This window comes from Hahnella aquatica (SeqCode) (genome assembly GCF_965194505.1).
Classification (GTDB): Bacteria; Pseudomonadota; Gammaproteobacteria; order Burkholderiales; family Burkholderiaceae_A; genus Hahnella; species Hahnella aquatica.
Map to the genome: position 1 here is coordinate 889,103 of NZ_OZ239144.1, position 20,680 is coordinate 909,782.

At 63.3% G+C, this 20,680-nt stretch carries 20 protein-coding genes and 2 tRNA genes; 12 read left to right on the plus strand and 10 right to left on the minus strand.

Going from position 1 to position 20,680, the window contains the following annotated elements; translation table 11 throughout:
* Positions 1–5 precede the first annotated feature (5 nt).
* Genes rpoZ through AC8GDA_RS04635 form a run of 3 tightly spaced genes read right to left on the minus strand, consistent with a single transcriptional unit; the run spans position 6 to position 1,725 of the window.
* Positions 6–209: a DNA-directed RNA polymerase subunit omega gene (rpoZ, locus tag AC8GDA_RS04625; RefSeq protein ID WP_506557132.1), complete on the minus strand. Its 204-nt coding sequence runs from the start codon at positions 207–209 to the stop codon at positions 6–8.
* Positions 210–235: 26 nt separating this feature from the next.
* Positions 236–826 carry a guanylate kinase gene (gmk, locus tag AC8GDA_RS04630; protein WP_506557133.1) on the minus strand — a complete coding sequence of 197 codons (591 nt, stop codon included), beginning with the start codon at positions 824–826 and terminating at the stop codon, positions 236–238.
* Positions 823–1,725, minus strand: a complete 903-nt coding sequence (locus AC8GDA_RS04635) for a YicC/YloC family endoribonuclease (protein ID WP_506557134.1) — start codon at positions 1,723–1,725, stop codon at positions 823–825. The genes gmk and AC8GDA_RS04635 overlap by 4 nt, the downstream gene beginning before the upstream one ends.
* A gap of 42 nt (positions 1,726–1,767) precedes the next feature.
* On the opposite strand from AC8GDA_RS04635, the gene rph reads away from it, so the two are divergent.
* The 6 genes from rph (at position 1,768) to ntrC (ending at position 8,609) form a co-directional block, all read left to right on the plus strand.
* The gene (rph, locus tag AC8GDA_RS04640; protein ID WP_506557135.1) at positions 1,768–2,532 is read left to right on the plus strand and encodes a ribonuclease PH; all 765 of its coding nucleotides are present in this window, start codon (positions 1,768–1,770) and stop codon (positions 2,530–2,532) included.
* The gene (gene rdgB, locus AC8GDA_RS04645) at positions 2,529–3,194 is read left to right on the plus strand and encodes an RdgB/HAM1 family non-canonical purine NTP pyrophosphatase (protein ID WP_506557136.1); all 666 of its coding nucleotides are present in this window, start codon (positions 2,529–2,531) and stop codon (positions 3,192–3,194) included. The genes rph and rdgB overlap by 4 nt, the downstream gene beginning before the upstream one ends.
* Positions 3,191–4,345, plus strand: coding sequence for a radical SAM family heme chaperone HemW (gene hemW, locus AC8GDA_RS04650; RefSeq protein WP_506557137.1), 1,155 nt, complete (start codon positions 3,191–3,193; stop codon positions 4,343–4,345). The genes rdgB and hemW overlap by 4 nt, the downstream gene beginning before the upstream one ends.
* 192 nt (positions 4,346–4,537) lie before the next feature.
* Complete coding sequence (gene glnA, locus AC8GDA_RS04655; RefSeq protein WP_506557138.1) at positions 4,538–5,950, plus strand: type I glutamate--ammonia ligase; 1,413 nt, start codon at positions 4,538–4,540, stop codon at positions 5,948–5,950.
* Between the two features lie 35 nt (positions 5,951–5,985).
* The gene (gene glnL, locus AC8GDA_RS04660; RefSeq protein ID WP_506557139.1) at positions 5,986–7,041 is read left to right on the plus strand and encodes a nitrogen regulation protein NR(II); all 1,056 of its coding nucleotides are present in this window, start codon (positions 5,986–5,988) and stop codon (positions 7,039–7,041) included.
* Entirely contained in the window at positions 7,038–8,609 is a 1,572-nt protein-coding gene (gene ntrC / locus AC8GDA_RS04665; RefSeq protein ID WP_506557140.1) for a nitrogen regulation protein NR(I), read from the plus strand. Before glnL ends, ntrC begins: the two co-directional genes overlap by 4 nt.
* Before the next feature lie 36 nt (positions 8,610–8,645).
* Here the strand turns inward: ntrC and xth are convergent, their stop codons facing one another.
* Genes xth through folD form a run of 4 tightly spaced genes read right to left on the minus strand, consistent with a single transcriptional unit; the run spans position 8,646 to position 13,073 of the window.
* Positions 8,646–9,479 (minus strand): exodeoxyribonuclease III, encoded by an 834-nt coding sequence (gene xth / locus AC8GDA_RS04670; protein ID WP_506557141.1) that lies wholly within the window; start codon positions 9,477–9,479, stop codon positions 8,646–8,648.
* Complete coding sequence (gene queC, locus AC8GDA_RS04675; protein ID WP_506557142.1) at positions 9,476–10,156, minus strand: 7-cyano-7-deazaguanine synthase QueC; 681 nt, start codon at positions 10,154–10,156, stop codon at positions 9,476–9,478. The genes xth and queC overlap by 4 nt, the downstream gene beginning before the upstream one ends.
* Positions 10,153–12,222, minus strand: a complete 2,070-nt coding sequence (locus AC8GDA_RS04680; protein ID WP_506557143.1) for a M3 family metallopeptidase — start codon at positions 12,220–12,222, stop codon at positions 10,153–10,155. Before AC8GDA_RS04680 ends, queC begins: the two co-directional genes overlap by 4 nt.
* A complete protein-coding gene (gene folD / locus AC8GDA_RS04685; protein ID WP_506557144.1) occupies positions 12,219–13,073 on the minus strand; it encodes a bifunctional methylenetetrahydrofolate dehydrogenase/methenyltetrahydrofolate cyclohydrolase FolD in 855 nt (284 codons plus the stop codon). Before folD ends, AC8GDA_RS04680 begins: the two co-directional genes overlap by 4 nt.
* Positions 13,074–13,163: 90 nt before the next feature.
* On the opposite strand from folD, the gene AC8GDA_RS04690 reads away from it, so the two are divergent.
* From AC8GDA_RS04690 to AC8GDA_RS04700, 3 genes are all read left to right on the plus strand, one after another.
* Positions 13,164–13,239, plus strand: a tRNA-Ala gene (locus AC8GDA_RS04690).
* Between the two features lie 32 nt (positions 13,240–13,271).
* Positions 13,272–13,347 (plus strand) — tRNA-Glu (locus AC8GDA_RS04695).
* 51 nt (positions 13,348–13,398) lie between these two features.
* Entirely contained in the window at positions 13,399–13,995 is a 597-nt protein-coding gene (locus AC8GDA_RS04700) for a hypothetical protein (protein WP_506557145.1), read from the plus strand.
* A gap of 33 nt (positions 13,996–14,028) precedes the next feature.
* Here AC8GDA_RS04700 and AC8GDA_RS04705 read toward each other — a convergent pair whose 3' ends face one another.
* Genes AC8GDA_RS04705 through AC8GDA_RS04715 form a run of 3 tightly spaced genes read right to left on the minus strand, consistent with a single transcriptional unit; the run spans position 14,029 to position 16,594 of the window.
* Positions 14,029–15,672 carry a PhoH family protein gene (locus AC8GDA_RS04705; protein ID WP_506557146.1) on the minus strand — a complete coding sequence of 548 codons (1,644 nt, stop codon included), beginning with the start codon at positions 15,670–15,672 and terminating at the stop codon, positions 14,029–14,031.
* A gap of 15 nt (positions 15,673–15,687) precedes the next feature.
* Entirely contained in the window at positions 15,688–16,167 is a 480-nt protein-coding gene (locus AC8GDA_RS04710) for a peroxiredoxin (RefSeq protein WP_506557147.1), read from the minus strand.
* A 10-nt stretch (positions 16,168–16,177) separates the two neighbouring features.
* On the minus strand, positions 16,178–16,594 hold the full coding sequence (locus AC8GDA_RS04715) for an Mth938-like domain-containing protein (protein ID WP_506557148.1): 417 nt from the start codon (positions 16,592–16,594) through the stop codon (positions 16,178–16,180).
* 89 nt (positions 16,595–16,683) lie between these two features.
* Between AC8GDA_RS04715 and alaC the strand changes: the two genes are divergently transcribed.
* From alaC to thrC, 3 genes are read left to right on the plus strand one after another with little or no spacing between them, the layout of a single operon-like run.
* The gene (gene alaC / locus AC8GDA_RS04720) at positions 16,684–17,925 is read left to right on the plus strand and encodes an alanine transaminase (RefSeq protein ID WP_506557149.1); all 1,242 of its coding nucleotides are present in this window, start codon (positions 16,684–16,686) and stop codon (positions 17,923–17,925) included.
* A complete protein-coding gene (locus AC8GDA_RS04725; protein ID WP_506557150.1) occupies positions 17,922–19,241 on the plus strand; it encodes a homoserine dehydrogenase in 1,320 nt (439 codons plus the stop codon). Before alaC ends, AC8GDA_RS04725 begins: the two co-directional genes overlap by 4 nt.
* Positions 19,242–19,243: 2 nt before the next feature.
* Positions 19,244–20,680 (plus strand): threonine synthase, encoded by a 1,437-nt coding sequence (gene thrC / locus AC8GDA_RS04730; protein WP_506557195.1) that lies wholly within the window; start codon positions 19,244–19,246, stop codon positions 20,678–20,680.

Genomic DNA, 20,680 nt, shown 5'->3' on the forward strand with positions numbered 1-20,680 from the left:
TTTGCTTAGATGGGCACCTTGCGAAGCATTTCGCGGCCCACGGCACCAGCAGCCACCTCGCGCAGCGCGGTCACGGTGGGCTTGTCGCGGGAGTCGACCTTGGGCGTGGAGCCTTGCGCCAGTTGGCGCGCGCGATAGGCCGCAGCCAGGGCGAGTTCAAAACGGTTGGGGATTTTATCCAGACAATCTTCAACGGTGATACGGGCCATAGAATCGCTTTCTGGTGAGGTGTGGCTTAGCAGGCCGTGGCCGAAATGATTTTGCGCAGGGCGGCCAGAGTCTCGCTAAAGTGTTGATTCATAATAACATGATCGAACTCTTCCGCATGGGAGCACTCCTCCTCGGCCGCCGCTAGGCGTGCCGCGATGACCTCAGGGAGGTCTTGGCCTCGCGCCTCCAGTCGGCGGCGCAGTTCATCGATGGATGGGGGGAGGATGAAAATGCTCGTCCGCTGCCTGGCCGGGAAGAGCCCTCTCACCTGCTGGGCACCCTGCCAGTCGATCTCTAAAATCACACGACGACCTTGCGCCATGGCATCGGCGACCGTTCTGGCCGAGGTGCCATAGTGGTTGCCATGCACCTGGGCCCATTCAAGGAATTCGCCCGCCTGCTGGCGTTTCAAGAAGTCCTCGGGGCTGGTGAAGTGATACTCGCGTCCGTTGCGCTCACCCGGTCGGGGCGCGCGGGTGGTGGTGGAGACCGACAGGCGCAGGTTGAGGTCTGGCTCGTCGAGCAGGGCCTTCACCAGGCTGGTCTTGCCCGCGCCAGAGGGCGCCGAGACAATCAAGAGGTGGCCGCGAGTCTTGCTGGGCAAGGCCGTGTTCATTGAATGTTCTGAACCTGCTCTCGAATCTGCTCGACCGCGAGCTTGATCTCCATGGCCAGCTGAGTGAGCGCCAGGCTGGGTGATTTTGAGCCCAGCGTGTTGGCCTCGCGGTGGAGTTCTTGGGTGAGAAAGTCGAGTCGTTTGCCCACGGGCTGGGCCGCTGGGTTTTGCAGAATGCGGGACATTTCCTGAAGGTGCGCCTGCAGGCGATCGAGTTCCTCGGCGATGTCTGATCGGATGGCGGCGGCGTGGGACTCCTGCCGAACGCGCTCGGACACCTGGACCTCGAGCTCAGCCGGCGCGACCCCAGAAAAGGCCTCCAGGAGGCGAGCCCGAATTTTCTCACTGACCTGCGCAAGCGCCTCTGGCAGCAATGGCCTGGCCTGGGCCACCAGTTGTTCGATGTCTTGCAGTCGGTGTGTGATGACGTTGGCGAGCTTGCTGCCCTCGCTGGCGCGCGCGGCCTCGAGCGCGTCAATGGCCTGCTGGGTGAGCGCATGAATGCGGGCCTCCAGTGCCTCTGGGGGTTCCGTCTGTTCGGTGAGGATGCCGGGCCAGCGGAGCAGGTCGTGCATCGACCAGGGCGACACGGCATCACCAGCCACCTGGCGCACGGCATGGCTGGTCTCCAGCAGGGCCTTGAGCCTGTCTTGCTGCACATGGGCGGGGGCTGCGCCCGAGTCGGTGCGGCTGAGCTGAAGTCGAAGCTCAAGTTTGCCGCGTGGCAGCCGGCTCGCCACCGCCTCACGAAGGGACTGCTCCATGGCCTTGCACTCCTCGGGCAGGCGTGCAGAAAATTCGAAGAAACGGTTGTTCACCGAGCGAAGCTCGACGCTGGCCAGGCCGGAAGGAGTGGGCGCACAGGCCACACCGAAGCCCGTCATGCTGTAGATGGTCATAGCTTCGGTATTGTAAGGGCTCTATTTCAAGAGGAAATCGTCATGAGACCGAGTGCCAGACCCTTCGATGCCCTAAGACCTGTGCGACTGGAGCGCGGCTACACCAAGCATGCAGAGGGCTCTGTCCTCGTCTGCTTCGGAGACACCCATGTGCTCTGCACAGCCTCTGTGGAACAGAAGGTGCCTGGCTTTATGAAGGGGCAGGGCCGCGGATGGGTGACCGCGGAATACGGCATGCTGCCGAGGGCCACACACACCCGGAGTGATCGAGAGGCGGCCAGGGGAAAGCAGGGTGGGCGCACCCTGGAGATCCAGCGGCTCATTGGAAGGGCCCTCCGATCTGTCTGTAATTTGGAAGCCCTGGGTGAACGCACGATCACCCTGGACTGCGATGTGCTGCAGGCCGATGGTGGCACTCGCACGGCAAGCATCACGGGCGCCTGGCTGGCAGCCTTCGATGCCATCGAGGTGCTGGCTGGTCAGGCAGGCTCCGAGGATGAGGCCAGTCGACTGCGTGCGGCCCTGCATGCACAGGTCGCCGCTGTCTCGGTGGGTGTCTATCAGGGCACGCCCGTTCTAGACCTCGACTACGCAGAGGACTCCAACTGTGACACCGACATGAACGTGGCCATGACCAGTGAGGGCGGCTTTGTGGAGGTGCAGGGCACGGCAGAGGGTGCACCCTTTGACCGCAATCAGCTTGATGCCTTGCTGGGCCTTGCCAGTGCTGGCATTTCGCGCCTGCATGGCCTTCAGCGTGAGATGGCGCAGCACCCGCAGCAACGCGAGGGGCGTCTCGGCCAGTGAGTTCATGCACGTGGGTGTTGGCCTCGGGCAACCTGGGCAAGGCCAAGGAGTTTGAGCAGGCCTTGTCGGGCCGCGGCATCGAGTTGGTGTCGCAGGCCAGCCTCGGGGTCTGCGCCATCGATGAGCCGCACGGCACCTTCGTGGAGAACGCGCTGCGCAAGGCGCGCCACGCGGCCGCGCAGACGGCTCGCCCCAGCCTGGCGGATGACTCCGGCCTGGTGGTGCCTGCGCTTGGGGGTGCGCCTGGGGTTCACTCATCACGTTTTTTTGCCTCCGATGGCGTTCGCACCGATGCACGAGCCGCCGCAGAGGCGCTTTCTGGGGTGCCCACCGACGAGGCCAACTGGCGCTGGCTGCTCCACCGAATGCAGGGCCTTGAGGGAGTTGCCCGAGAGGCGCGATTCGTTTGCGTGCTGGTCGCAATGCGTTCGGCCGATGACCCTTGGCCATTGGTGGCCACGGGGCAATGGCCCGGACTGATCCTGCAGTCTGCCTCCGGAACGCAGGGCTTTGGCTATGACCCGATTTTCTATGACCCCCAGCTGGGTCGTTCAGCCGCCTCGCTCTCGTTGGAGGAGAAGATGCAGGTGAGCCATCGTGGGCGAGCCCTGGATCAGCTCATTCGCATGCTCGACGATGCCACGGGGCCCAGCACAGCATGACCTTCGGGCCCATTCCGCTGTCCATCTATGTGCACCTGCCCTGGTGCCTCAAGAAGTGCCCCTACTGCGATTTCAACTCCCACGAGAGGGCCGATGGCCTGCCGGAGGCGGCCTACCTTGCGGCACTCACGAGCGACCTCGAGCAGGCACTCCCCTCCATCTGGGGGCGATCCGTGGTCAGCGTGTTCATTGGGGGCGGCACTCCGAATCTGTTCTCGCCAGACGCCATTGCAAGCCTGCTCGAGACCATCCGTGCCCGGGTTCGCCTGCTGCCGGGGGCGGAGATCACCATGGAGGCCAACCCGGGTGCAGCCCAGAGAGGCCAGTTCGAGGCGCTTCGGCAGGCCGGTGTGACCAGGCTGTCGCTGGGGGTGCAATCCTTCCACGACGAGAGCCTCAAGGCCATCGGCCGTGTCCACGACGGCGCCAGTGCTCGGCAGGCTGCTGAGGCGGCCGTTGCCGTGTTTGAGCGCTGTAACCTCGACCTGATGTATGGCCTGCCGGGCCAAGACCTCGCCATGGCCGAGGCCGATCTCCGAGCCGCACTCGCCCTCGATCCCGGTCACCTGTCTCGGTATCAACTCACCTTGGAGCCCAACACGCTCTTTGCTTTACGGCCCCCGGCCTTGCCGCCGGAAGACCTCATCTGGGAGATGCAGACCGAGGGCGAGTCGCTGTTGGCAGAGGCGGGCTATGCGCGCTACGAGGTCTCTGCCCATGCCCGCCCGGGCCACGAGGCCCAGCACAACCTGAACTACTGGGAGTTTGGTGATTACTTGGGCATTGGGGCCGGCGCGCACAGCAAACTCACGCAGGCCGCAGAGGGCGTTGTTCGGCAGACCGTGGTGCGACGCCCCGAGGATTTCATGGCCAAGGTGGTGGGTGGCACGCATCGGCGCACGGAGGCGGTGCCTGCGGAGTCACTGCCGTTTGAGTTCATGCTCAATGCCCTGCGACTGGTCGAGGGCGTGCCGGTGATGCACTATCCTTCCAGGACAGGGCAACCCGTCGAAGGGTTGCTCGCACAGGTGGGGCAGGCGCAGACGGACGGGCTGATGTCCCGCCAACCGGGTCGATTTGCACCCACCCCCCTCGGGCTCGACTTCCTCAATGACCTCCAAGCCAGGTTTCTGCCCGACGCACCAAAATAATGCAATAAGCACAATATTGGTGCAATACTTGCATTACAATGGTGCAATTCCGGACCGACCTGTGCCGTGGACCCTCGAGCCAGGCCCGGCAGGCCTTGTCTAGTCAGGCCTTTTAGAGTTCGTAGTGCTTGGCACGGAATCTGCAAAAAGGCAGTTGTTTTTTCATTCACCCCCACCCTGGAGAGCGCATTCATGGCCAGTCCCGCAGATGTCTTGAAGATGATCAAAGACAACGATGTCAAATTCGTTGATTTCCGTTTCACGGATACCCGTGGCAAGGAGCAGCACGTGTCGGTTCCCGCCCACACGGTTGGCGACGACAAGTTTGAGTCCGGCCACGCCTTTGACGGATCATCGATTGCGGGATGGAAGGGCATTGAGGCATCTGACATGCTCCTCATGCCCGATGCCAGCACGGCCGTGCTCGACCCATTCCGTGAAGAATCCACCCTGAACATCACATGCGATGTGGTGGAGCCCTCCGATGGCAAAGGCTACGACCTCGACCCCCGATCCATCGCCAAACGCGCAGAGGCCTTCCTGAAGGCCTCTGGTGTGGGCGACACCGCCTACTTTGGCCCCGAGCCAGAGTTCTTCATTTTCGATGGTGTCACCTGGAACGTGGACATGTCCGGCTGCGGCGTGAAGATCAAATCCGAGGAGGCCAGCTGGTCCACCGGCATCGATTACGAAGGCGGCAACCTGGCCCACCGGCCGGCCGTCAAGGGCGGCTACTTCCCCGTGCCGCCCGTTGACTCCTACCAGGACATTCGCTCCGAGATGTGCCTCATTCTTGAGCAGATGGGTGTTCCCGTGGAGGTGCATCACCACGAGGTGGCGGGCGCCGGCCAGTGCGAGATTGGCACCCGGTTCTCCACGCTCACGCAGCGCGCCGACTGGACTCAAATCCTCAAGTACGTGGTCATGAATGTGGCAGCCAGCTATGGCAAGACAGCCACCTTCATGCCCAAGCCCGTGGTGGGCGACAACGGGTCCGGCATGCACGTGCACCAGTCCATCTGGAAGGGTGGAGAGAACCTGTTTGCGGGCAATGGCTACGCGGGACTGTCTGAGTTCGCACTCTTTTACATCGGCGGCATCATCAAGCACGCCCGTGCGCTCAATGCCATCACCAACCCGGGCACCAACAGCTACAAGCGCCTTGTGCCAGGCTTTGAGGCCCCGGTGAAGCTGGCCTACTCGGCGCGCAACCGGTCTGCATCCATTCGTATTCCGTATGTGGCCAGCCCCAAGGGCCGTCGCATCGAGGTTCGCTTCCCAGATCCCACGGCAAACCCCTACCTGGCCTTCTCGGCCATGATGATGGCCGGTCTCGATGGCGTGATGAACAAGATTCATCCGGGCGAGGCCGCAGACAAGAACCTGTACGATCTGCCGCCCGAGGAAGACAAGAAGATTCCGACGGTCTGCTCATCGCTCGACATGGCCTTGGATCATCTGGACAAGGACCGCGAGTTCCTCACCAAGGGTGGTGTGTTCAGCGACGCAATGATCGATGCGTACATTGGCCTGAAGATGGAAGAGGTGACACGGTTCCGGATGACCACCCATCCGGTCGAGTTCGACATGTACTACTCGCTCTGACACAGACGCATCCACTCGACCTGCTCAGCACAGCCGTGTTGTTGATCGACAACTGCGGCTGTGTCTGCCACGCCAACCTGGTGGCAGAGGGTCTGCTGGGGCAGTCCGCCCAGCAGCTCCAGGGGCAGAACCTCTCGGACCTCCTGGCCTCGCCAGACGACCTCTCAGCCCTCTGGTCGGAGGCTTCGGAGGGCAGTGTGGTGGTGCGGCGGCTCCAGGCCCGCTGGTATGTGAGTGGTGCCACCGAGGGCCGCAGCGAGCGACTGCTCGACACGGCCGTGATGGTGCTCGAAGACCCAGGCCTTTCGGTGTCGGTCGAGCTGCGTGAACCGGATGCCTTTCAACGGATTGGTCGGGAGGAACGGCAGGCTGCCCTGATGCAAATGAACCAGTCTCTCTTGCGAAACCTCGGCCATGAGGTGAAGAACCCCCTGGGCGGCATTCGGGGTGCAGCACAGCTCCTCGATGCGGAGCTGCCCACGCGCGAGCTCAAGGAATACACCCAGATCATCATCAAGGAGTCTGACCGCCTGCAGTCGCTGGTCGACCGCATGCTTGCGCCCGTGCGGCGCAGCCTCACGCGTCGTGATGTGAATGTCCATGAGGTCTTGGAGCGGGTGCGCACCTTGGTCCTCTCGGAATTCTCGGCGGGGCTGGAGATTCGGCGCGACTACGACATCAGCCTTCCCGATGTCTCTGCCGACCTTGAGCAGTTGATTCAGACCGTGCTCAACATCGTGCGAAATGCGGCGCAGGCCATTCAAGGTCAGCCCCCTGCTGGTGCATCTGCACCAGGTTGCATCACGCTCAAGACCCGTGCGGCCCGTCAGGTCACGCTGCATCGTCAGCGTTATCGGCTCGCGGTCCTGCTGAGCATCACTGACAACGGCCCTGGCATCCCCGAGGCCATTCGAGATGAGATTTTTTATCCATTGGTGTCTGGAAATCCGCAAGGCCATGGTCTTGGTCTGACTCTTGCTCAGACCATTGTGCATCAGCATGGCGGCACCATTGAATGTCAGACCGGGTCAGCCGGAACAACCTTCGAGATCTGCCTGCCCGTTGGTGAGCCACAGGGGAGAGGGGCATGAAGCCAGTCTGGATCGTAGACGACGACGCATCGATTCGATGGGTCTTGGAGAAGGCGCTTCGCAAGGCCGAGATTCCCTGCCGGCTGTTTGAGAATGCGGGCGATGTCATGCGTGCCTTGCCCACCGAGACACCTCAGGTGCTGGTCTCCGACATCCGAATGCCGGGTGATTCAGGCCTGGCCTTGCTCGAGCGTGTGAAGGAGCGCCATCCTGAACTCCCCGTGATCATCATGACCGGGTTCTCCGACCTCGACAGCGCTGTGTCCGCCTTTCAAGGGGGGGCCTTCGAGTACCTTACCAAGCCCTTCGACATCGACGATGCCACTGCACTCATACGGCGTGCCATCCGGGAGTCTCGCCCCAATGGGGCCAGTGCGGCAGGCGGCGTTGAGCCACAGTTGGAGATGCTGGGCCAGGCGCCCGCCATGCAGGAGGTCTTTCGCGCCATCGGTCGGCTCTCTCAGTCATCGGCCACCGTGCTCATCACAGGTGAGTCTGGCACGGGCAAGGAGTTGGTGGCCAACGCCCTGCATCGGCACAGCCCCCGGGCGGACATGCCGTTCGTCGCCCTCAACACGGCAGCCATCCCGCACGACCTCTTGGAGTCGGAGCTCTTCGGCCATGAGCGAGGCTCCTTCACCGGTGCTCAGGCACAGCGGCGCGGCCGCTTCGAGCAGGCCGAGGGCGGGACGCTGTTCTTGGATGAAATTGGTGACATGCCGCTCGACCTTCAGACGCGGCTGCTCCGCGTGCTGTCGGATGGCCACTTCTACCGCGTGGGTGGCCATCAGCCGCTCAAGGCAAATGTTCGAGTCATTGCAGCCACGCATCAGAACCTGGAGCAACGGGTGGCCGAGGGACGCTTCCGGGAAGACCTCTTCCATCGGCTCCATGTCATTCGTCTTCGGCTGCCGCCCTTGCGGGAACGGCGGGAGGACATACCGGAGCTGGTGAAGTTCTTCTTGTCCCGTTCATCAAAGACCTTGGGTGTGGAGGTGAAACAACTGTCCCCCGAGGCCATGGCCGTCATTGCAGCGCAGCCCTTCCCGGGCAATGTGCGCCAGCTCGAAAACCTGTGTCATTGGCTCTCGGTCATGGCGCCGAGCCAGTGGGTGGAGTCCCAAGACCTGCCCCCCGACATGCAGTCCCGCCTGCCATCGGCCCACGATGCCTCTGCGGATCCATCGGGCGCAGCATCCGTCAATTCACTGCCGAGCATCGGTCCATCCGAGGGTTCGGCCCTCGCCGCTGCGGCTCAGGCAGATGCCAGTGGGGCGGGCGGGCCGTCGCATTCCGACTGGGCGGTCCGTTTGGCAGAGCTCGTCTCAGCATCGTTGGTGGCCACGCCTCAGACAGATTCGTCTTCAGATGGGCGAATGGCCGACTGGTCCCGCACCTTTGAGCGGGTGGTTTTTGGAACGGCCTTGGCGCACACCAGAGGCCGTCGGATGGAGGCTGCCCAGCTTCTGGGCGTGGGGCGAAACACCATCACCCGCAAGATTCAAGAACTCGGCCTTGAAGAGGCGGCCGAGTCCGATCACGTGCTCGGTGGCCGCGCGAGCAAGTAGGTCACCGCGCCGGCCAGCCCCGTGCCCGACAGCGTCTCAGGCGATGTCGGCCCAGACCGGTGCGTGGTCGGAGGGCTGCTCAAGACCGCGGGGGAGCTTGTCGACCCCCGATGCGTGGCATGGGCCGAATGCCTGCTCGCTCAGGAGGATGTGATCGATGCGCAGGCCCAGGTTGCGCCGAAAGCCGGCCTGTCGGTAATCCCACCAACTGAAGAGAGACGCCTCATGGGGAGCGAGGGCGCGGAGTGTGTCGGTCAGTCCGAGCTTGATCAGCCGACCAAAGGCGTCCCGCTCTGGCGTCGAGCAGAGGATCTTCTCGCGCCAGGCCGCTGGGTCGTGCACGTCAAGGTCGCCTGGGGCGATGTTGAAGTCGCCGACCAAGGCCAGGCGGGGGTGTGCAGCCAACTCCTCTTGAAGCCGGGCCTCCAGCGCGTCCAGCCAGGCGAGCTTGTAGCGGTATTTATCTGAACCGACCTCAGACCCATTGGGCACATAGACACAGATGAATCGCATGTCCAGGCCGGTGCTGGCGTCTTTCGCGGTGAGGGCCGTCAGTCGTCGCTGATCATCAGGAAGCCGTGTGTCGTGGTGTGCCACGTCGACGATGTCACTGAATCGCGCTTGTCTGGCCAGAATGGCCACGCCGTTGTAGGTGGGCTGCCCGGTGTAATGAACCGCATAGCCAGCCGCCTCGATCTCAGCCCGGGGAAATTTTTCATCGATGAGCTTGGTCTCCTGAAGGCCAAGGAGGTCCGGCTGTGCGGCGGCCAGCCAGTCGAGCACGTGTGGCAGTCGAACCCGCAGGGAGTTGACGTTCCAACTCGCCACGCGAAGGGCGCCATTGCTTGGGGGGCTGGGGCTGGCGCTCAATGGGCGCTCGTCAGGGCTGCATCGGCCTCGGCAATGCCCTTGGCGCGAAGCAGGCAGGCATCACAGTCACCGCAGGCCTGACCCGTTGCTGTGGGGTCGTAACAGCTGAAGGTCTCTTCGATGGGAACCCCCAGGGCCCGGGCCTTCTGAACAATCTGCGCCTTGGTGTCGTGCTGCAGTGGAGCATGAATCCGCAGGGGCTCATGGCCCTCAACACCCGCCCGGGTGGCCAGGTTGGCCATGGCCTCAAAGGCCTCGATGAAGGCGGGTCGGCAGTCGGGGTAGCCGCTGTAATCGAGGGCATTCACGCCGATGAAAATGTCCGTTGCACCCAGCACCTCTGCTAGCGCAAGGGCGTTGCTGAGAAAGATGGTGTTTCGGGCAGGCACGTAGGTGATGGGAATGCCCTGGCCCATGTCGGCCAGGCTGCGGTGCTTGGGCACAGCCATGTCGGCCGTGAGCGCAGAGCCGCCAAATGCCCGCAGGTCGAGTGTCAGGACCCGATGGCTCTGGGCCCCAAGCCTGGCCGCGATGCTCCTGGCGGCATCGAGTTCAGGGCGCTGGCGTTGGCCGTAATCGAATGACAAGGCATGGCAGGCATAGCCCTCGGCCCGCGCGATGGCCAGGCAGGTGGAGGAGTCGAGTCCCCCACTGAGCAAGACCACCGCGGGCTTCATGCGGCTTCGGCCAGTCCGTTGTGCCTGAGCAGTGGGTCGATGGAGGGCGCACGGCCCCGAAAGGACTCAAAGGAGACCAGCGCCGGGCGGGAGCCACCGCGGGAGAGCACCTCATCCAAGAAGCGTTGGCCGACATCGGAGTAGGCCGATGGCCCGGCCTCTTCAAAGGCGGCATAGGCATCGGCCGACAGCACCTCTGCCCACTTGTAGCTGTAGTAGCCCGCCGCGTAGCCACCCGCAAAGATGTGGCCAAAGCTCTGAGCAAACCGATTGAAGGCCGGTGGCCGAATCACAGCCACCTGATCGCGAACCTCGTGGAGAACCGCCTGGATGTCCTGACCCACCGCATTGGCATCCTGGTCGGCAGCGGTGACCAGTTCGTGGTGGATGCGAATGTCGAAGAGAGAAAACTCGATCTGACGAATCGTGAAGAGGCCACTCTGAAAGTTCTTGGCCGCCTTCATTTTTTCATAGAGCGTTCGCGGCAGTGGTGCCTGTGTCTCGATGTGGCGGGTCATGCCCTGCAAGGTCTCCCACTCCCAGCAGAAGTTCTCCATGAACTGGCTGGGCAGTTCAACGGCATCCCATTCAACGCCATTGATGCCGGAGACCTCCAGTTCATCGACCTGGGTGAGCAGGTGGTGGAGCCCGTGGCCGAACTCATGAAAGAGTGTGATCACGTCATCGTGAGTGAGCGTGCTCGGCCGGTCGCCCACCGGGGATGCAAAGTTGCAGGTCAGCAGGGCCACAGGCGTTTGAACGTCTTGCCCAAGGCGGCGGCGGCCTCTCGCATCGTCCATCCAGGCACCGCCGCGCTTTGTGCTTCGGGCATAGAGGTCGAGGTAGAGGTGGCCAATCGTGCTGCCTGCGCGACGCACCGCGAAGGCTTGAACGTCTGGATGCCAGGCCGCTGAGGGCTGCTCCTTGGGCATGGCCTCGATCGAGACGCCAAAGAGTTTGCGGACCACGCCGAAGAGACCATCGAGAACGGCCGGCAGCGGGAAGTACTGCCGCACCTCGTCCTCACTGAAGAGGTATCGTGCCTGCCGCAGCTGCTCGCTGGCATAGGCAATGTCCCAGCCCTCCAGGGCATGGAGCCCAAGGGTCTCTTTCGCAAAGGCTTTTAGGTCCGCAAGGTCGCGCTCCGCGCTGGGCCTTGCCTTCTGCGCGAGTGCCTGAAGAAAGGCAGTGACCTCACCCGGAGAGGAGGCCATCTTGGAGGCCAATGACGTCTCTGCAGCCGATCCGAACCCGAGCAGCTGGGCCTGTCGCTGACGCAGCGACAGAATCTCGCCCATGATCGGCGTGTTGTCATGCGTGGGGCCCTCTTCGGCGATCTCGGATGCGCGGGTTGCATGCTTTCGGTAGATCGCCTCGCGAAGGCCGCGATGCCTGGCAAACTGCAGCACGGGCAGCAGGCTTGGCTGCTGCAGTGTAAAGACATGGCCCTCCAGCCGGCGTTGCTTGGCCTCCTCGCGTGCTGCGGCCAGGGCATGTTCCGGGATGCCATCTAGCTCGGCTGGATCGGTGACATGAACAAAGCTGGCGTTCGTGCTGTCGAGCAGTTGCTCGGAGAAGGTCTGCGAGAGCTGAGCGAGCCGGGCGGTCTGTTCGGCGAAGGTTCGCTGCTGTTCGTTCGCGAGCTCTGCGCCACCAAGACGGAAGTCCCTGAGGCTATTGGAGAGGGCCTGCTGACGGGCTGGGTCGGCGAGCACGTCGGCCGCGCTGGCCAGTGCCTTCATCTTCTCAAAGAGACGCCTGTCTTGGGCCAGGCTCGACCAGAACGCCGTGACGACCTCGAGTTTGCTGTTGGTGAGGTCTCGCCACTCAGGGCTGTCCATCACCCCGCCCATGTGGTGAACCGCAGACCATGTTCGGCCGAGGGCCTCGGTGGCCGTGGTGAGCGGTGCCATCACGGCATCCCAGGTGGCGGGCGTGTCGGGGGCCACCACGGCCTCGAGCACCGAATGGGCCGCAGCAATGAGCTCATCAATCTCTGGGCCAAGGGTCTTGGGATCAAGGCCGTCGTAACGGGGAAGGCCGCTTCGGGCAAGGAGTGCGTTCATGTCAGTTTTCTTTCTGCAGATTCCATGGTGTTGACGAGAAGCATGGCAATGGTCATGGGTCCTACGCCACCCGGCACGGGCGTGATGGCCGAGGCCACCGAGGAGACCGCCTCGGTGTCGACATCGCCTGCGAGCCGGCCGTCGTCGAGCCGATTGATGCCGACATCGATGACCACGGCCCCGGGCTTGACCATGTCAGCGGTGACTAGATGGGGGCGTCCCACGGCGGCCACAAGGATGTCCGCCCGACGCGTATGGTCTGCGAGGCTGCGGGTCTTGCTGTTACACAGGGTGACCGTGGCGCCGGCCTGCAGCAGCAGCATGGCCATGGGCTTTCCCACAATGTTGCTCGCCCCAAGAATCACGGCCTCCGCACCCCGGATGCTGACCTTGGCCTCCTCGAGGAGTTTCATCACACCGTAGGGCGTGCAGGGCCGAAAGAGTGGCTCACCGATCATCAGTGCGCCGGCGTTGGCCACATGGAATCCATCGACGTCCTTCTCGGCCGCGATGGCCTCGATCACCCGGTGGGCGTTGATCTGTGGAGGCAACGGAAGTTGAACCAGAATGCCGTCGACCCGGTCGTCTTGGTTGAGGCGGGCGATGGTCTCCAGCAGCGTGGCCTCCGAGCAGTCCTGGGCCAGCGCAATCTTTTCCGAGCGAAAGCCGGCCTCGTCGCAGGCCTTCACCTTGTTGCGGACATAGACGGCCGAGGCCGGGTTGTCGCCGACCACGACCACGGTGAGACCGGGTGGCCGACCCAGACGGGCCTCGAATGTTTTGGCGCGCTGGGCCACGGCGGCCCTGGTTTTGGCGGCAAGCGCGATGCCGTCGATTCGAAGTGCAGTCATGGTGAATCGATGCTAGCACGCGTGTTTGCCTCATTGCCGCGGCTGGACAAAGACCCCGACTTCGACTAGCATGCGCGTTTTGCCAGACACGGGGCTATAGCTCAGCTGGGAGAGCGCTTGCATGGCATGCAAGAGGTCAGCGGTTCGATCCCGCTTAGCTCCACCAATCTCTGGTAACTTGTTTCTGTGCAGCGCCGGGTCCCCTTCGTCTAGAGGCCTAGGACATCACCCTTTCACGGTGAGTACAGGGGTTCGAATCCCCTAGGGGACGCCATCCATCGCCACCGATGGATCCACCGTCACCGGCGCTTGTCATACTTACACCATGACCACATCCTCACATGACGCATGCAGCGCCCGCCTCTTTCTGCGCCGATCTGCGCTGGGCGGTTGGCGCATCGCGCTGCCTGGCCTCGTCTGCCTGTGGATGCTGACGGGGTGTGCCACGGTCAGCCCACGGGACGCCCTGGCCACCCTCGACAGCCGTTCACCGCTCTACAACACCGAGGAATGCCAGCGCGCTCGGCGCATGGCCGAGCGCTTCGAGGACCGTGATCTCGCCAGGGGAGGCGCTGGTGTGGCCGCGGGTGTGGTGGTGGGTGTGGTGGCTGCGCCGATCATGGGGGTCATCGAGGCCGATGCCGTGAGCAAGAAGGAGGCCATGGTCGCCAAACTTCGGCAGGCCTGTGAGACGCCGGTCATCATCGATGCCACCGACCCAGACCGTCGACGCATTCTCCCGGCCCGCCAGGCGCAGGCGCTGGAGGATGCAAAGGTTCGTGAGGCAGAGGCGGATCTGCAGGCCAGCCGCAGCCTGCCCGTCGACCAACGGCTTGCACGTCTCGATGCGCTGCTGCGCAAGGGCCTCATCAGCCCGGCAGAGCATCAGGCACGACGGCAGCAGATTCTCAGTGGGCTCTGAGCCGCTGCTTCGCCACCCTGCGGGCGATCCGCGCTAGAGGCTGTCGCTTGCGAAGTCGGCGAGCCGGGACCGCTCGCCCCGTTGCAGGGTGACATGACCGCCGTGGCCCCAGCCCTTGAAGCGGTCGACTGTGTAGGTGAGGCCCGATGATCCCTCGGTCAGGTAGGGGGAGTCGATCTGGGCGATGTTGCCCATGCAGACCACCTTGGTGCCCGGGCCTGCCCGTGTGATGAGGGCCTTCATTTGTTTGGGCGTGAGGTTCTGCGCCTCATCGATGATCACAAACTTGCTAATGAAGGTTCGGCCTCGCATGAAGCTCATGGATTTGATCTTGATCTTGCTGCGAATGAGGTCGGATGCTGCCGACCGACCCCAGTCGCCGCCAGACTCCATGCCCCGGTTCAAGACCTCGAGGTTGTCCTCGAAGGCGCCCATCCAGGGCTGCATCTTTTCCTCTTCCGTGCCGGGCAGAAAGCCAATGTCGTCGCCAATCGGCACCGTGGCCCGCGTGACGATGATCTCGTTGTAGAGCTTGGATTCCAGGGTCTGTGCCAGCCCGGCCGCCAGGGCCAGCAGCGTCTTGCCGGTGCCTGCCTGCCCGAGCAGGCTCACAAAGTCGATGTCTGGGTTCATGAGCAGGCTGAGTGCGAAGTGCTGCTCACGGTTGCGGGCCGTGATGCCCCAGACCGCATTCTTGGCGTGGCCGTAATCCTTCAAAACCTTGAGGACGGCGGTGCGCCCGCGCAGCTCCTGGACAATGGCGTAGAGGGGCCGTGCGCCCTCATCGTAGACAAATTGATTCAAGTGAAAGGCTGCGCACAATGGCCCGGTGACCCGATAGAAGCTGGTGCCCCCCTGCTGCCAGGATTCCATGTTCTTGCCATGGGTCTCCCAGAAGTCTTCGGGCAAGGCCATGCTGCCGGTGTAGAGCAGGTCTGCATCATCAATGACCTGGTCATTGAAGTAGTCCTCCGCGGGCAGGCCCAGCGCATGGGCCTTGATCCGAATGTTGATGTCCTTGGAGACCAGCACGACCTCTCGGTCGGGGTGCCGCTCACTGAGTGCCCTCACCACAGAGAGAATCTGGTTGTCGGCCTTCCCCTCGAGCAGCCCCGTGACGGGCGCGGTCTGCAGAAGCTCGGTCTGGAAGAAGAGCCGTCCGGTCGCATCGCTGTGGCCCAGGGCATCCAGCGGAAGGCCTTCGCCCAGACGATTGCGCCGCTCGGTGGGAAGGGCCTCGATCAGTGCATCAAGGCTTCGGGACACCTGCCGTACATGCCGCGCAACCTCGGAGAGGCCCTTCTTGTGGCCGTCGAGCTCCTCCAGGGTGGTCATGGGCAGGTAGACGTCGTGCTCCTCGAATCGGAACAGGCTCGACGGGTCGTGCATGAGCACATTCGTGTCGAGTACGAATAACTTGGCCGGCCCCGTGCCGTGGCGGCGCGCCCGTGCTGGCTTCGCGCTTGGGGTGGGCTGCGCCTTTTCCGTGGCGTGGTAGCGCGTTGGCGACTCCCGAGCCACGGTCGGCTGGGCAGCGGCCATGGGCATTGGCACCGTGGCATCGTCTTCGGGTGCCCCCTTCTTCAGGCTTCGGGCAGGCAGAACTGCCTTGGCCAGGACGGCATCGTCGGACTTGAGCTGGGTGGCGGGCTTGGCTGGGGCCTTGGGCAATGGCATGGGCGGGTGCTCTTCTTAGTGGGATGTGAGGGCTTTGACAGCCTGCAGGACGGCCTCTGCATGACCGGGGACAGACACGCCGCGCCATGCCTGGTGAAGCACACCCTGGTCGTTGAATAAAAAGGTGCTGCGCTCGATGCCCAGCACCGTCTTGCCATACATGTTCTTCTCCTTGATCACGCCAAGGGCCTCGCAGAGTGCGTTGCTGGTGTCAGCAATCAAGGTGATGCTGAGGTCGTGCTTGGCGATGAAGCGCTCGTGCGACGACACGCTGTCGCGGCTCACGCCCACGACCTGGCAGCCCAGCCCAAGAAACTCAGCATGCAGGCGGCTGAAGTCTTGTCCCTCAACCGTGCAGCCGGGCGTGTCGTCCTTGGGGTAGAAGTAGAGCACCAAGGCCTGGCCACGCCAGTCGTGGAGCTGGGCCTTCCCGAGGTCGGTCTCAACCGCCAGGTTGGGCAGGGTGTCGCCGGGGTTGATGCAAAGCGCGGCCATGCAGGCTCCTTCAAGTGAGGTCGGTGGGGGCGGGTTCAACGATCAAGGCCGCCAAGACCCGTCGTCCTTCGGCGGCCAACAAGTTAAAGGTTCGACAGGCTGCAGCCGTGTCCATGGTCTCGAGGCCAATGGGTGGCTCCCCCTGGGGCCCACGTTGCATCAGGCTTGCCATGAGCTGCGGGCTGGGCATGACCTGGCGGCGGCCAGTGCCCAGCAGAATGAGTTCGGGCGCACAAGCCCTCCAGGCTTGAATGTCTGCGGCGCAAAGGCGGCGGATATCGGGGCAGGACCAGGGCTGAGGGGGGGCGTCGGAGGTGACGAGTACAGAGTCGGTGAAGCGCGACCCGTTGATCGTGAGGTAGCCAGGCCCGAGGGCGGTGATGCTGAACTGGCTGGGCGGCAGGTCCGGCTGCAGTTTGGTTGGCATTGGCTTTGAGACTATCAGAGTTTGACGACTTTTTTGCGACCGCTCCTCTAGGCTAAAGTTAGGACTTTTCCCAAGGTCTGGTCCCTTCCATGAAGCCCTTCCCACGCATCCAGCGGCTGCCTCCGTACGTTTTCAACATCACGGGCGAGCTGAAGATGGCCGAGCGACGCCGCGGTGTCGACATCATTGACATGAGCATGGGCAATCCAGATGCGGCCACTCCCGCGCACATTGTTGAAAAGTTGGTGGAGACCGCCCAGAAGGAGCACACCCATGGCTATTCGGTCTCCAAAGGCATCCCCAGGCTGAGAAAAGCGATTGTCGGCTGGTACCAGCGGCGCTACGGCGTGAGCCTCGACCCAGACACTGAAGCCATTGCCACGATTGGATCCAAAGAAGGTTTGGCCCACCTGATGCTCGCCACGCTCGACCGGGGTGACACCGTGCTGGTGCCCAATCCGTCCTACCCCATTCACATCTATGGAGCCATCATTGCTGGGGCAGACATTCGGTCCATCCGCATGACCAACGATGTTGACTTCTTCGAGGAGCTCGAGCGCGCCATTCGGGAATCGATTCCCAAGCCCAAGATGATGATCCTGGGCTTTCCGAGCAACCCCACCGCACAGTGTGTGGACCTGCCATTTTTCGAGCGGGTGGTGGCCCTGGCCAAGGAGCACGGCATTCTCGTGGTGCACGACCTGGCCTATGCCGACATCGTGTTCGACGGCTACCGAGCCCCATCGATCATGCAGGTGCCCGGCGCGCGCGATGTCGCTGTGGAGTTCTTCACGCTGAGCAAGTCATACAGCATGGCGGGCTGGCGCGTGGGCTTCATGGTGGGCAATGCCGAGATGGTCTCGGCCTTGGCGAGGATCAAGAGCTACCACGACTACGGCACCTTCACGCCCATCCAGGTGGCCTCGGTCATTGCCCTGGAAGGCCCCCAGGACTGCGTCGAGGAGGTGCGACGTCAGTATCAGTCCAGACGCGACGTGCTCGCGCGCGGCCTTCTGGATGCAGGCTGGACGGTGGAGGTCCCCAAGGCCTCGATGTACATCTGGGCGCGCATTCCAGAGGCCTACCAGGCCATGGGGTCCTTGGAGTTCGCAAAGAAGCTTCTTTTAGAGGCCCGGGTTGCGGTCTCTCCTGGCATCGGATTCGGAGACTACGGCGATACCCATGTTCGGTTTGCGCTCATTGAAAATGAGCAGCGCATTCGTCAGGCCGTCCGCGGCATCAAAGACATGTTTCGCAAGGATGGCCTGATCAAGCTGCCGGTGGAGCCTGGTCCGGACGGGCAGGGCAGCCTGGCAGGAGCCGAGACATGAGCACGCCTGTGCCGCTTCGGGTCGCCCTGGCGGGGCTTGGCACCGTGGGCGGCGGCGTGGCCGAGTTGCTGCGTCGAAACGCGGAGCTCATTTCCCAGCGGGCAGGCCGCCCGGTGCAGTTGGTGGCCGTGGCCGATCTCGACCAGGCCAAGGCCAGGGGGCTCACCGGCCCGGATTGTCGGGTCTTCTCCGATGCACTTGAGATGCTGGCCGCGGTCAAGCCCGATGTCCTGGTCGAACTCATCGGCGGCCATGGATACGCAAAGACCTTGGTGCTTGGCGCCATCGAGGCCGGTGTGCACGTGGTCACCGCCAACAAGGCCTTGCTGGCGGTGCACGGCAATGACATTTTTCCCCTGGCGGAGGCACGCGGTGTGCAGGTGGGCTTTGAGGCCTCGGTGGCCGGCGGCATTCCCATCATCAAGGCGTTGCGAGAGGGGCTTGCGGCCAATGAGATTGAGTCGGTCGCCGGCATCATCAATGGAACCACCAACTTCATCCTCTCCGAGATGCGCGACAAGGGCCTCGGATTTGACGAGGTGCTGGCCCAGGCCCAGAAACTCGGCTATGCGGAGGCCGACCCCACCTTCGATGTCGAGGGCGTGGATGCGGCCCACAAAATTACACTGCTCGCGGCCATTGCGTTTGGTATGCCGTTGGCGTTTGATCGTGCGCATGTCGAAGGCATTCGCGGACTCGCCTCCATTGACATTCGCCATGCCGAGGAACTGGGTCACCGAATCAAGCTCTTGGGCATCACGCGCCGTCGCCCCGAAGGGGTGGAGCTTCGGGTCCATCCCACGCTGGTGCCCGCCAAGCGCCTTCTGGCCAATGTCGAGGGGGCCATGAATGCAGTGCTGGTCAACGGCGATGCCGTGGGACACACCCTTTACTACGGCAAGGGGGCCGGTTCAGCGCCAACGGCAAGCGCCGTGGTGGCCGACCTCATCGACCTTGCCCGGCGCCATGGCTGCGAGGGCGGCACGCCGGTGCCCCATTTGGGCGTGTCTCCCCAGTGGCGTCGGCCGTTGCCTGTGCTGCCCATCGAGCAGGTCACCTCGGGCTACTACCTGCGCCTGCGCGTCTCTGATCGGCCCGGGGTATTGGCCGACATCACGCGGGTTCTGGCCGCCGAGGGCATCTCCATCGACGCATTTGTTCAGCATGAGCCGCAGGACGGCTCCGGCCAGACCGACGTGGTGCTGATCACCCACCGCTGCCTGGAGGCTGCGGTCATGCGTGCCACGGAGCAGCTCGAGGCGCTCGATGCCGTCCTCATGCCGCCAGTGCGACTTCGGGTGGAATCCTTCTCATGAGCCTGGGCTATCGGTCGACGCGCTCGGAGCAGCGACTCGGAGCCTTCACCGACATCCTGCTCGAGGGCCTGTCCCCCGACGGTGGGCTGGCCATCCCCGAGCAGGTGCCGGGCCTGCCGGCCTCGCTGCAGCAGCTCTCCAAAATGGACTACCCCAGCCTGGCCGCCGCCGTGGTGGGCGCCTATGCCGATGACATTCCCGCCCAAGATCTGGCTGAGCTCACGCGCAGGGCTTACACGGCGGAACGATTCGGCAGTTCTGCCATTGCGCCACTGACCGCACTGAGGCCATCCGGTGGCACGCCCATGGCCTTGCTCGAGCTCTCCAATGGGCCCACGCTCGCCTTCAAAGACATGGCCATGCAGCTGCTGGGTCAGCTCTTTGAGTACGTGCTCGAAAAGCGTGGGCAGAGCCTCAATATCCTGGGCGCAACCTCTGGCGACACCGGCAGCGCCGCCGAACATGCCATGAGAGGTCGGCGCGGCGTTGCAGTCTTCATGCTGTCGCCCGAGGGCCGCATGAGCGCCTTCCAGCGGGCCCAGATGTACAGCCTGCAAGACCCAAACATTCACAACCTGGCCGTCCCCGGCAGCTTCGACGACTGTCAGGACATGGTCAAGGCGGTCTCGGCAGACCTTGATTTCAAGGCGCGCTACGCCATTGGCTCGGTGAATTCCATCAACTGGGCCCGGGTGTCCGCGCAGATCGTTTACTACTTTGCGGGCTACTTCCAGGCGGTCGCCCAGAATGGCCTCTCGCTCGGTGCACCCGTCTCTTTTTGCGTGCCCTCTGGAAATTTTGGGAATGTCCTGTCGGGCCACATGGCCCGTAAGATGGGCCTTCCCATCGCGCATTTGGTGGTGGCCACCAATGAGAACGATGTGCTGCACGAATTCTTCGAGTCAGGCGTCTATCGCCCCCGAGGCACGGCCGAAACGCACCGAACGTCCAGCCCGTCCATGGACATCTCCAAGGCCTCGAACTTTGAGCGGTATGTCTTCGACCTTGTCGGATCCGATGCCCAACGGCTCTCGGCCCTCTGGCATCAGTTGGCCTCCGAGGGCTCCTTCTCGCTCAACGATGAGGTGAGCCGGCGGGCGGTGGTCGCCTCTGGAATGCAGTCTGGCCGAAGCCACCATGCAGCCCGAATCGAGACCATTCAGTCGGTCTACCGTGATGAAGGCCGGATCATCGACCCACACACAGCCGATGGCATTTTTGTGGCCCGTCAGTTTCTCGAGCCCGGGGTGCCCATGGTCTGCCTGGAGACGGCGCTGCCGGCGAAGTTCGGTGAGACCATCGAGGAGGCGCTCGGCCGCCCAGCCCCCAGGCCGCCTGGCTTTGAGAACATCGAGTCATTGCCACAGCGGGTCACGGCCATGACCCGGGATGTCACCCTGCTGAAGGCCCACATTGCCCAGTGGGCAGGGCACGCCTGA